Genomic DNA, 14,556 nt, shown 5'->3' on the forward strand with positions numbered 1-14,556 from the left:
ATTTTAGAGCATAAAAAAGGGATAGAACGTAAGTTTTATCCCTTTTGTTTTTTAATATAAATATAGAATGAATTACATCAAATTTCCTTTGATAATATTTACGATTGAGCTTACTATATATTGAATCCCAATAGAAATTACAATAAAACCAACTATTCTTGATATTGCTACAATTCCTGAAGCTCCTAATATACGGGCTAAGTAATGTGCGCTTTTAAGTATGGCAAAAATGGCAACGGCAATCGCAAAAATGGCTAAACTAGAAATAATGATTTCATTCATTTTATGGTGTTCCTGATAAAAAGCAATTAATAATGACATCGATCCAGGGCCAGCTAACATTGGTATTGCTAATGGAGTAAGCGCAATATCGTTTCGATGGTGTGCTTCATTTTCAATTTTTTTGTTGATGCCTCGTTTTTTGTTGAATTTCCCTGAAAGTAAAGAAAAGCCCGAATTCACAATTACGATTCCGCCGGCAATTCTAAGAGCGTCAATGCTGATCCCGAAAAAGGTTAAAACATATTGACCTATAAAATAAGAAACCATTAAAATTATAAAAACATTTATCGCTGTCCAAAGTGAAATTCTCGAGCGTTCTTTCTGAGAGTCATCCTGTGTAAGTCCAACAAAAATAGGAACAGTGCCAATTGGGTTTAAAACCGAAAAAAGAGCAGCAAATAAGTAAATAAATAAATCCATAGAGTTTTGGTTAACGAAGTAAAAATAGTCAAATTTTAATATTACAGAACAATTTGATGTAAGGTTATTCGTTTTTTATTGCTTTAATTAGTAAATTAATAACTTAAAATTAGCTCATTCTTTTTGACTACTTTTGTAAAATATTTTAAAATGATGAAAAATAAGAAAACTTTAGTTCTGGGAGCTACTACAAAACCAGATCGATACGCATATAGAGCTATAAATATGTTGGTTCAAAAAGGACATACTGTTTTAGCAATTGGTCAAAATACCGGTGAAGTAGCCGGTGTAAAAATTCAAACCAAAGCCATTCCGGTTAAAAATATAGACACAGTAACTTTATATTTAAACCCTACACGTCAGCGTGATTATTACAATTACATAATCGAAGCTCAGCCAAAAAGAGTAGTTTTTAATCCAGGAACTGAAAATCCTGAATTATATCAGTTGCTTGAATTGAATGATATTAAGGCAGAAGTTGCTTGTACTTTGGTTTTATTGGCAACAAATCAATATTGATTTTCCGGATTGTCCAGTTTAGTTCAAATCCTTTTTTATTCTGTTCAATAATAAGAAAGGATTTGATTTATAATTTAAGTAAAAAAACTCTTTAGTAGTATATTTGCTCTTTAAAACACAGTGAATTTAGTTGTCCCCAAGTCTACTAAACCATTAAAAGTATTACTTTTGTCGTTATGGAATTTTCATCAAAGTTAATAGAAAAAGCAGTTAACGAAATGGCGCAATTACCAGGTATTGGTAAGCGTACGGCATTACGATTGGTTTTGCATTTGCTAAAGCAACCAAAGGAGCAAACTGGTTTTTTATCTCAGGCATTGCTAAATATGCGTGAAGATATTAAGTTTTGTAGAAGCTGTCATAATATTTCTGATACAACAGTTTGCGAAATCTGTGCAAATTCAGGCAGAAACCATCAGACGATTTGTGTCGTAGAAGATATTAGAGATGTGATGGCAATCGAAAATACAGGACAATATAAAGGAATTTATCACGTACTCGGAGGGAAAATTTCTCCAATTGAAGGTGTTGGGCCTGGACAATTAAATATTTCAAGTTTAGTAGAAAAAGTGAAAGCCGGAAAAGTAATTGAAATTATTTTTGCGCTAAGCTCTACTATGGAAGGCGATACAACTAATTTTTATATCTATAAACAAATTGCAGAATCTGAAATTGTGATTTCGACAATTGCAAGAGGAATATCTGTTGGAGACGAATTAGAATATGCTGATGAAATTACACTTGGCAGAAGTATTTTACACAGAGTGCCATTCGAAAAAACTTTTAAAAACAACTAAATAAAACCAAACAAAAGTTAGATTTCCTGAAGATTAAAGGAAAAGCTATATTTGCGACTAAATTTTAAATAATGACAAGAAAAAGCTTTTATATATTGCTGTTAATTAGCACACTTTTTACATCTTGTATTCCAATAAAAGATTTGGTGTATTTACAAGATAAAAATACTTCAGCAGAACAAAATACAATTGCCGCAGTCGAATCTAAACCTTATAGATTGCAAGTTAATGATATTATTAGTATCGATATAAAAGCAATTGATCCTAAGCTTGTTACTATTTTTAATTCAACCGAATCAGCTTCAGGAACTACAGCAAAATCAGAATCATCATTATATTTCAATGGTTTTACGGTAGATGATCATGGAAATATCCGTATGCCAATTTTGGGTGAAATAAATGTAATTGGATTTACAATCGAGGAAGTAAGAGTTAAAATTGAAAAAAAGTTACTTGAAGAATATTTTAAAAGTGATGCGAATATTTTTGTGACTGTCAAATTAGCGGGTTTTCGATATACAATTAATGGAGAAGTAGGAAGTACTGGAACTAAAACACTATTTCAACAACATGTAAATATTATGGAAGCTATTGCAAACGCTGGAGATATTACGACTGTTGGAAATAGAAGAGCTGTAACCGTAATTCGTCAAACACCAACTGGAGTTCAAATGAACGACCTTGATCTTACTGATGTAAATGTGATGAAATCTCCATATTATTATCTACAGCCTAATGATTACATTTATGTAAAACCACTAAGACAAAAAACATGGGGAACGGGACAAACCGGAATACAATCAATTGGTACAATTATAACCTTGTTGTCATTAGCAACGACGGTTTATTTGATTCTGAAAAATTAAACTAAATTCAAAAAATGTTAGATATAAAAGATTTCTCGATTTTTGAAAATCATTCAAATTTTGATTTTAAAGGGTTTTTATTGAAAATAGCCAGTTATTGGAAATGGTTTCTCGCTAGTTTAATAATTGCATTTACAATTGCATATCAGGTGAATATTCGAAAAGAGAAAATTTACGCAATACAAACGATGATTTCTATTAAAGAAGAGAGTAATCCTTTTTTTACTTCAAATACTAGTTTGGTTTTTAATTGGGGAGGAATATCTGATCAGGTAAATGGGATTTCGACTATATTACAATCAAGATCACATAATGAATTAGTTGTGAGTAAGTTGCAATTTTATATTGATTATCTGAAACAAGGAAAATATAATTTGACCGATGCATACGGAGCAGTTCCTTTTTATTTAAATATTGATAAATCAAAAGGTCAGCTTGCAAATACTTTAATTGGGATTAAGTTTTTAAGTGAAAATGTATATGAAATTCGAATTCCGTTTGAAAATTCTTCAGTTTCAGTAGTAGACTACACGACCAATACTTATTCGAATACAAATGTACAGCCTGTAGAATTTGTAAAAAGGTATAAAGTGGGAGAACAGGTTATATTGCCTTTTTTAAATTGGAAATTACAAATCAATGATAATCCCGGTTTTTATAAAGGAAATGAATACTTTGTGAGATTCAATGATTTTAATGGAACGGTGTCTCGTTATAAAGGCGTAAATGTAGATTCTGATGATAAAGGAGGTTCTATATTGACTTTAAGTATGCAGGGTACAAACAAAGCCAGAATGGTAGAATACTTAAATGCTACCGTAAGAATGTTAATAAAAATTCAGCTTGACGGAAAAAATCAATTTGCAAACAATACAATACGATTTATAGATAGCACGCTTGTGGCTATGGAAGGGCAATTGAAGCAAACAGGAAACGAATTAAAAACCTTCAGAAAAGATAAGAATGTTTATGAGATAGAAGCCGGAGGTGCAAAGTTTTCAGATCAAATAATGAATTTTGATGTACAGAGAGATGAAATTTCCAGAAAAATAGCATATTATAATTCATTAAAAACTTACTTGAATAACAGTGTCGATTATTCCAGACTTCCGGCTCCGTCAGTTGCTGGAATTGAAGATCCAAATATTGTTGTTAATGTATCAAAAATAATAGCACTTTCCACTCAAAGATCAGAGATGGCTTATGCAGTAAAAAGTGATAAGATTTTTAAAGATTTTGATAACCAAATGCACGCTGTTAAAGATGTTTTATTAGAAAATATCGCTACAGCAAAATCTTCACTATTGTATGATTTATCTATGGTGAATGCCAAAATTGGTGAGGCAGAAAGTACAGTCAAAAAGTTACCGGAAGAACAGCAGGAATTATTGAAGATCAAAAGAAAATATGATTTAAATGATAATATTTATACTGAATTTCTTCAAAAACGGAATGAAGCAGAAATTGTAAAAGCTTCTAATTTATCAGATATACATTTTATTGATCCGGCCAAAGATATTGGAGGTGGTTTAATTGGACCAAAAACTTCTGTAAATTATGTATTGGCTTTATTTTTGGGTATCTTAGTTCCTTTGTTATTCGTTTTTGGAATTTTCTTCATTAATAATTCAATTCAAAATACTGAAGACATTAATAAATTGACCCAGATTCCACTTATTGGAGTAATTGGTGTAAATAAGGATAATGTTAATTTAGCAGTATTTGATAAGCCAAAATCGGCACTTTCTGAGTCTTTTAGAGCTATTCGTTCTTCATTGCAATTTTTGTACAAAAAACAGCAGGTAAGTGGTTCAAAAACGTTAATGATCACTTCATCTATAAGTGGAGAAGGAAAAACATTTTGCTCTATAAATATTGCTACTATTTTCGCTTTAAGCGAAAAGAAAACGGTTATTATTGGTTTAGATTTGAGAAAGCCCAGATTAGCAGATGAGTTTAATTTGAGTAATCAGATAGGGGTTGTAAATTATTTAATTAAACAAAAAACGTTGAGTGAAATTATTAATCCAACAGAAATTCCTAATCTTGATGTTATACTTTCCGGCCCTATTCCACCCAATCCGTCTGAGCTTATCATAAGTGAAGCAATGAAAGAGTTGATAGAAGAGTTAAAACAAAAATATGATTATATTATTTTAGACACTCCGCCGGTTGGTCTTGTTTCCGATGCTTTAGAATTGGTTCAGTATGCAGATGTAACATTGTATATTGTTAGACAAAATTATACTAAAAAAGATATGATCACGTTGTTGAATACTAGAGTAAAAAGAGGAGAGCTAAATAATACAAGTATTGTTTTGAATGGGTATGAGAATAAAGCAAAATATGGAACTGCTTACGGGTACGGTTATGGAGTATATTCTAATGGTTATCACGAAGAAGAAGTAAAGCCAGGTTTTATAAAGTCTCTTTCTAATAAATTCAATAAAAAATAAATTCAATAAATGGAAGCATCAACTCAATATAAAATTTTGATTACGGGTGGAGCGGGTTTTATTGGTTCAAATTTATGTGAGTATTTTCTAAAATCAGGTCATAAAGTAATTTGTTTAGATAATTTTTCGACAGGTCACCGTCATAATTTGAAAGATATTTTAAATCATCCTGATTTTAAATTGATTGAAGGGGATATACGAAATATAGAAGATTGTGTTTTGTCTGTAAAAGATGTTGATTATGTTTTGCATCAGGCAGCTTTAGGTTCTGTGCCAAGATCTATAAATGATCCTATAACTACAAATGATGTTAATGTTTCAGGATTTCTTAATATGCTGGTAGCTTCACGCGATGCAAAAATTAAACGTTTTATTTATGCGGCAAGTTCTTCAACTTATGGAGATTCTCAAGGATTGCCAAAAGTAGAAGATGTTATAGGAAAGCCTTTATCTCCATATGCAATTACGAAATATGTAAACGAATTATATGCAGAGATTTTTAGTAAAACGTATGGTTTAGAAACTATTGGATTACGTTATTTTAATGTTTTTGGAAGAAAACAGGATCCAAATGGTGCTTATGCTGCAGTAATTCCTAAATTTGTAATGCAATTCATGCATTATGAAAGCCCGATAATTAATGGTGATGGAAATTATTCTCGTGATTTTACTTATATTGATAATGTAATTCAGATGAATGAATTAGCTATGACAAGTCAAAATCCCGAAGCTGTAAATACTGTTTATAATACAGCATATGGTGATCGAAATACATTAAATGATTTAGTTGGGTATTTGAAAAAATATTTAGCTGAATTTGATTCAAAAATAGCAGATGTTGAAGTTGTCTATGGAGTCAACAGAGTGGGTGATATTCCACATTCATTAGCAAGTATCGATAAAGCAAAAAATATATTAGGTTACAATCCAAAATATTCGTTGCAGGATGGTTTAAAAGAAGCAGTAAATTGGTATTGGAATAATTTGAAATAAATCAAGGATAACATAATAAGAAATAAATGAAAATCACAAAAATTTGTTGTATTGGAGCTGGTTATGTTGGAGGGCCAACAATGGCAGTAATTGCGCAAAAATGCCCTCATATTCAAGTGACTGTTGTTGATTTGAATGAACAAAGAATTAAAGATTGGAATGATCCAAATACAGAAAATATACCTATTTACGAACCTGGACTTTCAGAAATTGTAGCTGAAGCTAGAGGAAGAAATCTTTTTCTCCACAGAAGTTGAAAAAGCAATCGATGAAGCTGAAGTTATCTTTATTTCAGTAAATACGCCAACCAAAACCTATGGAAAAGGAAAAGGAATGGCTGCAGATCTTAAATATATTGAATTATGTGCAAGGCAAATTGCAAAAGTTGCTAAGCAAAATAAAATTGTTGTAGAGAAATCTACTTTACCTGTTCGAACTGCCGAAGCGATAAAAAGTATTCTGGATAATACTGGAAATGGAGTTCAATTTCAGATTTTATCGAATCCTGAATTTTTAGCAGAAGGAACAGCTGTTTCAGATTTATTAAATCCAGACAGAATTTTAATAGGTGGAGATACAACACCTGAAGGTGAAGCTGCGATTAATTCCTTAGTTGATGTTTATGCTAATTGGGTAAGTAGAGATAAAATATTGACTACAAATGTATGGTCATCAGAATTGTCAAAACTTACAGCAAATGCATTTTTAGCACAGCGTATATCTTCAATAAATGCAATGTCTGAATTATGTGAAAAAACCGGAGCTGATGTAAGCGAGGTTGCCAGAGCGATTGGAATGGATAGTAGAATCGGTCCTAAGTTTTTAAAAGCATCAGTAGGATTTGGAGGTTCATGTTTTCAAAAAGATATTCTTAATCTGGTTTATATCGCTAAATCTTATGGATTACATGAGGTTGCAGATTATTGGGAACAAGTAATTATTATGAATGATCATCAAAAAAGAAGATTTTCAAATAAAATTGTTCAGACGTTATATAACACAGTTGCAGATAAAAAAATTACTTTTTTAGGTTGGGCATTTAAAAAAGACACCAATGATACACGTGAGTCTGCCGCTATATATGTAGCAGACGATTTAATCAATGAACAAGCGAAAATTTCAGTTTATGATCCGAAAGTTTCAAGAAATAAAATGCTAAATGATTTAAATTATTTAGAAACAAGACCAGTTGAAGAAAATAATTCGGCAGTTTTAACGTTCGATGATGCCTATAATGCTTGCAATGGATCACATGCAATTGCAATTCTGACTGAATGGGATGAATTTGCAGCTTATGATTGGAAGAAAATTTACGATTCAATGCATAAACCGGCTTTTGTTTTTGATGGAAGAAATATATTAAATGGTAAAGAATTGGAAGCAATTGGGTTTATTTATAATGGAATAGGTTCTTAATTGATGATTAAAGTTAATCTGAAATTTAAATAAATAGTAATAACAAATAGGGCTGGATTTTCAAGATAGAAAAAATTATGAATTGGTATGTTATTTATACTAAACCCAAATGGGAGAAAAAGGTTGCAGAAAGACTGCTTGAAATTGGAATTGAATCTTATTGTCCTGTCATTACTCAAATAAAGCAATGGTCAGACAGAAAAAAGAAAGTTGAAGTGCCGCTTTTTAATTCTTATGTATTTGTTAAGTTGTTGGAAAGTGAGCGAAATTCTGTTTTTCAAATTTCGGGTGTAGTTCGATATTTGTTTTGGTTAGGAAAACCTGCAATTGTAAGAGATGAAGAGATTAATATTATAAAGAAAAGTTTATCATCTCCTAATTTAAGTGATGTTTCAGTAACTTCAATTCAGGTTGGTGATCGTATAACGTTAGAAACAGGAGCTTTTAGTAATCAGGATGCGATAGTAAAAGAAGTTTCTAATACGCATTATATTTTAGTTTTGGAATCTTTAGGATGTGTTCTAAAAATAAAATATAAATAATTTTAGGATACAATCAGCATCAAATAATAAGAATAAGAGAGCAAAAATCACTTTTTGTGTGATATTTGCTCTCTTTTTTCTTGTAAAAAAACCGTTGACATCTGATTTGTAAAGATTTGAAAACCCGTTATTTTTTTTATTCTGTTTCTTTTGTAGTTCTGTAAGAAACTCATTGAATAAATTGAGTGAATGTGTTATATTTGCCAAAAAATGATTCTAGAGTATCTGTGTCCAATATTTGTGACTCAGAGTAGCGAAGCTATGAGTTGTAATGATCAAAATTGATAAAAGATAAGAAAAAATGGATGAAAACATAAAAATTGCCATTATAGGTTTGGGTTATGTTGGTCTTCCTTTAGCGAGACTATTTGCTACTAAATATCCAGTTGTGGGTTTTGATATAAATGAATCAAGAGTAGCTACTTTAAAATCAGGTACTGATACAACTTTAGAAGTGGATGATGAGACTTTACAAAAAGTCTTAGTTGCTAATCCTAATAATGAAAATGGATTGTATTGCACTACTACTTTAAGTGATATTGCAGATTGTAATTATTTTATAATAACAGTTCCAACGCCAGTTGATAAAAATAATCGTCCAGATTTAACTCCCTTATATAAATCTAGTGAATCTGTTGGAAAAGTCTTAAAAAAAGAGGATATTGTAATTTATGAATCTACTGTGTATCCAGGAGTTACAGAGGAACAATGCATACCAGTTTTAGAAAGAGTTTCAGGTTTAGAATTTAATGTTGATTTCTTTGCCGGATATTCACCAGAAAGAATAAACCCGGGAGATAAGGAACATACTGTTGAGAAAATCTTAAAAGTAACGTCTGGATCAACAAAAGAAATTGGTTTAAAAGTTGATGCTCTTTACAAATCTGTCATTACAGCAGGTACACATTTAGCACCAAGTATAAAAGTTGCCGAAGCCGCAAAAGTTATTGAAAACTCACAAAGAGATATTAACATTGCTTTTGTAAATGAATTGGCCAAGATATTTAATTTGATGAATATTGATACACAAGAAGTGCTAACTGCGGCAGCAACTAAATGGAATTTTTTGCCCTTTAAACCTGGTTTGGTTGGAGGACATTGCATTGGTGTAGATCCTTATTATTTAGCGCAAAGAGCACAAGAATTTGGATATCATCCTGAAATAATTTTAGCAGGACGACGTTTGAATGATAGTATGGGCGAATACGTGGCATCGCAAGTGGTTAAATTAATGATTAAAAAAGGGATTTCAGTTAATGGAGCAAATCTTTTGATGCTTGGCATTACTTTTAAGGAAAATTGCCCCGATGTTAGAAATACTAAAATTGTAGACGTAGTAAAATCATTAAAAGAATATGGTATATCTGTTACAATATATGACCCATTAGCAAATATACAAGAAGTTAAAAAAGAATATAAATTAACGACAATAGATTCATTACCAGCCGATAAATTTGATGCTATTGTCTTAGGAGTTGCCCATACTGAGTTTTTAGAATTAAACTTTTCAGAGTTACAAAAATCAAATAGTTTATTATATGACGTAAAAGGAGTTTTAGGTACTATAGCCGATAATAGATTATAGAACTGAAATCCTTTTTTATACTAAAAGAAAAATGGAGAAAAATAATTCAATTATACATGTAATTTTGACGGGTGGGGTTGGTAGTAGATTATGGCCACTTTCCCGTAAGAGTCAACCTAAACAATATCTTGAGATATTTGAGAATAAATCATTATTTGAGATGACGGTTGACAGGAATAGTCATTTAGCAAGTAAGGTAATGGTTGTAGGTAATGTAGACAATCATCATTTAAGTGGTAAAGTTATGAATAAAACCAATACTGCTTATGTGAATATTGTTGAAGCTACTCCAAGAAATACAGCTGCTGCTATTGCTTTTGCTGCATTTGCATCAAATCCGGATGATATATTAATTGTGACGCCTTCTGACCATATTATTGATCGAATGGAGAATTACAATCAAGCGATTGATGAAGCAATTTCAAAAGCACAAGATGGTTATATAGTAACATTTGGAATTATTCCAACCAAGCCCGAGACGGGATATGGATATATTGAATCAAAAGGAGATAAAGTTTTATCATTTAGAGAGAAACCTAACGAAACTACTGCAAAGGAGTTTATAGCAAAAGGGAATTTTTTATGGAATAGCGGAATGTTCTGTTTTAAGGCCGGAGTTCTTTTAGAAGAGTTAAAGCAATTTCAACCTGAAGTTTATGATAAATCAAAAGCTGTTTGGGAAGCAAGTAAAGATGGTTTTTTAGATTTAGATTTATCTTTAGAAATACCATCAATAAGTATCGACTATGCTGTAATGGAGCGTAGTAAAAAAATAAAAGTAGTTCCGGCATCATTTTCATGGTCAGATTTAGGATCTTTTGAATCAGTTTACGATTATTTAGTTTCAAAAGGGCATCATATTGATAAAAATGGAAATATGGTTATTGGAAGCGGAAAGCACACTACATTTTTAGGATTAAAAAATACTATTTTTGTTTACACTGATACAGCAAATTTAATTCTGCAAAAAGAAAATTCACAAGATGTTAAAGATATCTACAGCGAATTAGAGAAAATAAATTCTGATTTGCTAAATTAATTAATGAAAATGAAAAAAATTCTTATAACAGGTGGTGCTGGTTTTATTGGTTCTCACGTGGTTCGTCGCTTTGTAAATAAATATCCTGAATACCAAATTTTCAATTTAGATGCTTTAACTTATGCAGGAAATCTTGAGAATATTAAAGATATTGAAAATCATGCAAACTATACCTTTGTAAAAGGAGATATTGTGGATGAATCTTTTATAAATAAACTTTTTTCAGAACATAATTTTGATGGAGTTCTACATTTAGCAGCAGAGTCCCATGTTGATCGATCTATCGAAGATCCATTGGCATTTGTAAAAACAAATGTTATTGGAACTATGAATTTATTAAACGCTGCTAAAGATCAATGGAAAGATAATTTTGAAGGCAAACGTTTCTATCATATTAGTACCGATGAAGTTTATGGATCACTGGGTGCAGAAGGTCTATTTACCGAAACGACTTCGTATGACCCTAATTCTCCATATTCAGCTTCAAAAGCAAGTTCAGATCATTTTGTTAGAGCTTACGGAGAAACTTATGGCCTGCCATATGTTTTAACGAATTGTTCTAATAATTATGGATCGTATCATTTTCCTGAAAAGTTGATTCCTCTTTTTATAAACAATATAATCAATAACAAACCATTACCTGTTTATGGCGATGGAAATTACACTAGAGATTGGCTTTTCGTAGAAGATCACGCTATTGCAATTGATTTAGTTTTTCATGAAGGAAAAAATCATGAAACATATAATATAGGAGGATTTAATGAATGGAAAAATATTGATTTGGTAAAATTATTATGCCAAATTATGGATCAAAAATTAGGAAGAATTGAAGGAACTTCTCAAGAGTTAATTACTTATGTAAAAGACAGACCAGGTCATGATTTACGATATGCAATTGATGCTTCTAAAATTAATAAAGAATTAGGATGGAAACCATCTGTAACTTTTGAAGAAGGATTAGAAAGAACTATTAATTGGTATTTGAATAATGAAGAATGGTTACAGAATGTAACTTCAGGTCTTTATAAGGATTATTATAAAAAACAATATTCATAAATTCAAAAAACAATTTTCTTTTCAACCAATCTAAAGGTTAAATTATAATTTAATATGAAAAAATTAATATACGTTCTTACATTATTTTTTATTTTACTAATGTCTTTTAATGCAAATGCTCAGGACATTATAAAGTCTAAAGATTTAAGTACTGTAAAAGTAGATTATTTGTCAGATGATGAAATTGCTAAAATAGTTTATCAATTAAAAAGCAATGATGCGACAATTGATGATGCCGAATCGTTGGTTTTGTCAAAAGGAATGAGCCAAAAAGAATTCGATAAATTAAGAATTCGAGTGAAAGAATATGAGAAGAAAAATTCCAGCGACAAGGATAAGAAAGATAAGGATAAAAAAGACAAGAATAAAAAAGACAAGGATAAATTAGAAGATACGGACGAAGATTCAGAGTTTGGAAGAAAGCAAGAAAAAATTAAAAACGAAAAAATAAAAGATTCGTTAAATGCTTTGATTTTTGGATCTGAATTATTTGATAATCCAACTTTGAGTTTTGAGCCAGATCTAAAAATGGCCACGCCAGTAAATTATGTTCTGGGACCAGGTGATAAATTAGAAGTTAGTGTGTATGGTGTTCAGCAATTTGAGGATACTGTTCCTGTGAACTTTGAAGGTAAAATTACAATTCAAAATGTTGGTCAAATTGCAGTAGCAGGAATGTCAATTGAAGCTGCTACACAAAAAATAAGAGCTGCAATTGCAAGAGTGTACAGTACCGTTAGATCTGGGCAGTCTCAAGTTAGTATAAGTTTAAGTGATATTAGAACCATTAAAGTGACAATTGTAGGAGGGAAGCAACCTGGAAATTATTCTATTTCATCTCTTGCGTCTGTTTATAACGCATTGCATCTCGCAGGTGGACCAGGTAAAAATGGTAGTTATAGAAATATAGAATTAATCCGAAATAATAAAGTTTATAAAAATGTTGATATTTATAAGTTTATAGTTAAAGGAGATCAATCGGAGAATGTAAATTTAAGAGATAATGATGTAATTAGAATTCCTGCCTATACTGAAAGAGTAGTAATTGAAGGAGAAGTAAAAAGACCGGGAATTTTCGAGATAAAAAAGGAGAAACATTTTCTGACTTACTAAATTTCGCTTCTGGATTTAATGAATTTGCTTACACAGCATCTGTAAATGTCTTGCAAAAAACAGGCAAAGAGTTTAAGGTTCATGATATAAACGAAAGCGAATTTGGTTCTTACTTACCTAAATCAGGAGATGTCTTTAATGTTACAAAAATCTTAAACCGATTTGAAAATCGTATTAAGATAGAAGGAGCAGTTTTTAGGCCAGATTATTATTCATATAGTGAAGGAATGAGAATTTCAGATCTGATTACAAGAGCTGAAGGGATGAAAGAAGATGCTTATACGAAACGAGCAAGAATTATTAGATTAAAAACAGATTTAACTACAGAAATTGTAAATGTTGATTTAAGTGGAGCTTTGTCAGGGGATTTAAATTCTGACATTGAGCTAAAAAGAGAAGATATTGTTACAGTTTATTCAATACTTGATTTTAGAGAAGAATATAAAATTACTATAGATGGAGAAGTAAAAAAACCTGGAGAATATGAATATTTTGATAATTTAACCTTAAACGACCTAGTTGTACAAGTTGGAGGATTAACAGGTTCAGCTTCAAAAAGAGTGGAGATTGCAAGAATGGTAAAATCTGATGCAATTGACGACAGTGATCCAAAGCGTATCGAACTAGTAGAACTTGAAATCACTGCTGACAATAATGAACAAATTAAAAATTTTGTTTTGAAACCTTTTGATGTTATTAATATCAGAAAAATGGCAGTTTATGAAAAGCCCGAAATGGTTAAAATTAGTGGGGCAGTAACTTATCCAGGTAAGTATGTACTTGCTAATAAAAGGGAAACAGTTTACAATGTTGTAATGAGGGCAGGAGGATTAACATCAATTGCTAATTTGGATGGCATGAAAATTAAAAGACCAATTAAGGACGAGCAAATTAAACAATTAGAAAGTGTAAATCTTGATAAAAAAGAAATAACCGAAGAAGAAAAACAATTAAAAGAATCTAAAGAATCTAAAGAATTAAATTTTAAACAAAAAGATACACTTAGAGATAAGTTATCTAAAAAGCTTAGAGACGAGTTAAAATACGCTACAATTCCTGTAAATTGGGAAAAAATTGTAAAAGATAAAAATCATTATTCAAACGTTACTTTGTTTCCAGGTGATGAAATTGAAGTAGCAGTTTATAATGAGGGAGTAAAAGTAACAGGTAACGTATTATTAACTTCAGAAATTCCATATCGAAGTGGTAAAGGATTTAAATATTATATTAATGCTGTTGGGGGTGTAAATATTAAAGGATGGAAAAAGAAGGCATATATTATATATCCAAATGGAAAGGCCTCTGTAACAGGTTCATTTTTGTTTTTTAGATCTTATCCAAAAGTGGAACCTGATTCTCAAATTGTGGTTCCCGAAAAACCTGAGACAAAGAAAATGAGTGCCGGTGAGTGGGCCGGTATTGGAACTGCATTTGCAAGCTTAGCATTATTAATTGTAACTGCATTTAAATAA

Annotated in this window: 10 protein-coding genes and 2 pseudogenes; 11 read left to right on the plus strand and 1 reads right to left on the minus strand. The window is 30.9% G+C overall.

The genetic code is table 11. The features are described from left to right. Positions 1–72: 72 nt before the first annotated feature. Positions 73–702, minus strand: coding sequence for a MarC family NAAT transporter (locus ACZZZT_RS06475; protein WP_042565886.1), 630 nt, complete (start codon positions 700–702; stop codon positions 73–75). Positions 703–855: 153 nt separating this feature from the next. Between ACZZZT_RS06475 and ACZZZT_RS06480 the strand changes: the two genes are divergently transcribed. The 11 genes and pseudogenes from ACZZZT_RS06480 to ACZZZT_RS06530 all read left to right on the plus strand — a co-directional run bounded on the left by ACZZZT_RS06480 (position 856) and on the right by ACZZZT_RS06530 (position 14,556). Beyond that, entirely contained in the window at positions 856–1,221 is a 366-nt protein-coding gene (locus ACZZZT_RS06480; RefSeq protein ID WP_073395799.1) for a CoA-binding protein, read from the plus strand. A 176-nt stretch (positions 1,222–1,397) separates the two neighbouring features. After that, complete coding sequence (gene recR / locus ACZZZT_RS06485) at positions 1,398–2,018, plus strand: recombination mediator RecR (RefSeq protein WP_463459803.1); 621 nt, start codon at positions 1,398–1,400, stop codon at positions 2,016–2,018. Positions 2,019–2,089: 71 nt separating this feature from the next. Next, on the plus strand, positions 2,090–2,884 hold the full coding sequence (locus ACZZZT_RS06490) for a polysaccharide biosynthesis/export family protein (RefSeq protein WP_073395805.1): 795 nt from the start codon (positions 2,090–2,092) through the stop codon (positions 2,882–2,884). A 14-nt stretch (positions 2,885–2,898) separates the two neighbouring features. After that, complete coding sequence (locus ACZZZT_RS06495; RefSeq protein ID WP_463459804.1) at positions 2,899–5,340, plus strand: exopolysaccharide transport family protein; 2,442 nt, start codon at positions 2,899–2,901, stop codon at positions 5,338–5,340. A gap of 9 nt (positions 5,341–5,349) precedes the next feature. Further along, positions 5,350–6,333 carry an SDR family oxidoreductase gene (locus ACZZZT_RS06500; protein WP_463459805.1) on the plus strand — a complete coding sequence of 328 codons (984 nt, stop codon included), beginning with the start codon at positions 5,350–5,352 and terminating at the stop codon, positions 6,331–6,333. 26 nt (positions 6,334–6,359) lie between these two features. Beyond that, positions 6,360–7,749 (plus strand): annotated as a pseudogene (locus ACZZZT_RS06505) (UDP-glucose 6-dehydrogenase). Between the two features lie 77 nt (positions 7,750–7,826). Then, positions 7,827–8,291: a UpxY family transcription antiterminator gene (locus ACZZZT_RS06510; protein WP_042565893.1), complete on the plus strand. Its 465-nt coding sequence runs from the start codon at positions 7,827–7,829 to the stop codon at positions 8,289–8,291. A gap of 301 nt (positions 8,292–8,592) precedes the next feature. After that, positions 8,593–9,876 carry a nucleotide sugar dehydrogenase gene (locus ACZZZT_RS06515; protein WP_463459806.1) on the plus strand — a complete coding sequence of 428 codons (1,284 nt, stop codon included), beginning with the start codon at positions 8,593–8,595 and terminating at the stop codon, positions 9,874–9,876. 31 nt (positions 9,877–9,907) lie between these two features. Next, complete coding sequence (locus ACZZZT_RS06520; protein WP_463459807.1) at positions 9,908–10,915, plus strand: mannose-1-phosphate guanylyltransferase; 1,008 nt, start codon at positions 9,908–9,910, stop codon at positions 10,913–10,915. A 9-nt stretch (positions 10,916–10,924) separates the two neighbouring features. Further along, entirely contained in the window at positions 10,925–11,971 is a 1,047-nt protein-coding gene (gene rfbB / locus ACZZZT_RS06525; RefSeq protein WP_463459808.1) for a dTDP-glucose 4,6-dehydratase, read from the plus strand. 54 nt (positions 11,972–12,025) lie between these two features. Further along, positions 12,026–14,556 (plus strand): annotated as a pseudogene (locus ACZZZT_RS06530) (SLBB domain-containing protein).

This window comes from Flavobacterium sp. AC274, from assembly GCF_979258275.1.

Bases quoted from the DNA above. Each gene is read 5' to 3' on its own strand.
- ACZZZT_RS06495 (WP_463459804.1), top strand. From the start codon at position 2,899: ATGTTAGATATAAAAGATTTCTCGATTTTTGAAAATCATTCAAATTTT.
- ACZZZT_RS06520 (WP_463459807.1), top strand. From the start codon at position 9,908: ATGGAGAAAAATAATTCAATTATACATGTAATTTTGACGGGTGGGGTT.
- ACZZZT_RS06475 (WP_042565886.1), bottom strand. From the start codon at position 702: ATGGATTTATTTATTTACTTATTTGCTGCTCTTTTTTCGGTTTTAAAC.
- recR (WP_463459803.1), top strand. From the start codon at position 1,398: ATGGAATTTTCATCAAAGTTAATAGAAAAAGCAGTTAACGAAATGGCG.
- ACZZZT_RS06480 (WP_073395799.1), top strand. From the start codon at position 856: ATGAAAAATAAGAAAACTTTAGTTCTGGGAGCTACTACAAAACCAGAT.
- ACZZZT_RS06500 (WP_463459805.1), top strand. From the start codon at position 5,350: ATGGAAGCATCAACTCAATATAAAATTTTGATTACGGGTGGAGCGGGT.
- ACZZZT_RS06490 (WP_073395805.1), top strand. From the start codon at position 2,090: ATGACAAGAAAAAGCTTTTATATATTGCTGTTAATTAGCACACTTTTT.
- rfbB (WP_463459808.1), top strand. From the start codon at position 10,925: ATGAAAAAAATTCTTATAACAGGTGGTGCTGGTTTTATTGGTTCTCAC.
- ACZZZT_RS06510 (WP_042565893.1), top strand. From the start codon at position 7,827: ATGAATTGGTATGTTATTTATACTAAACCCAAATGGGAGAAAAAGGTT.
- ACZZZT_RS06515 (WP_463459806.1), top strand. From the start codon at position 8,593: ATGGATGAAAACATAAAAATTGCCATTATAGGTTTGGGTTATGTTGGT.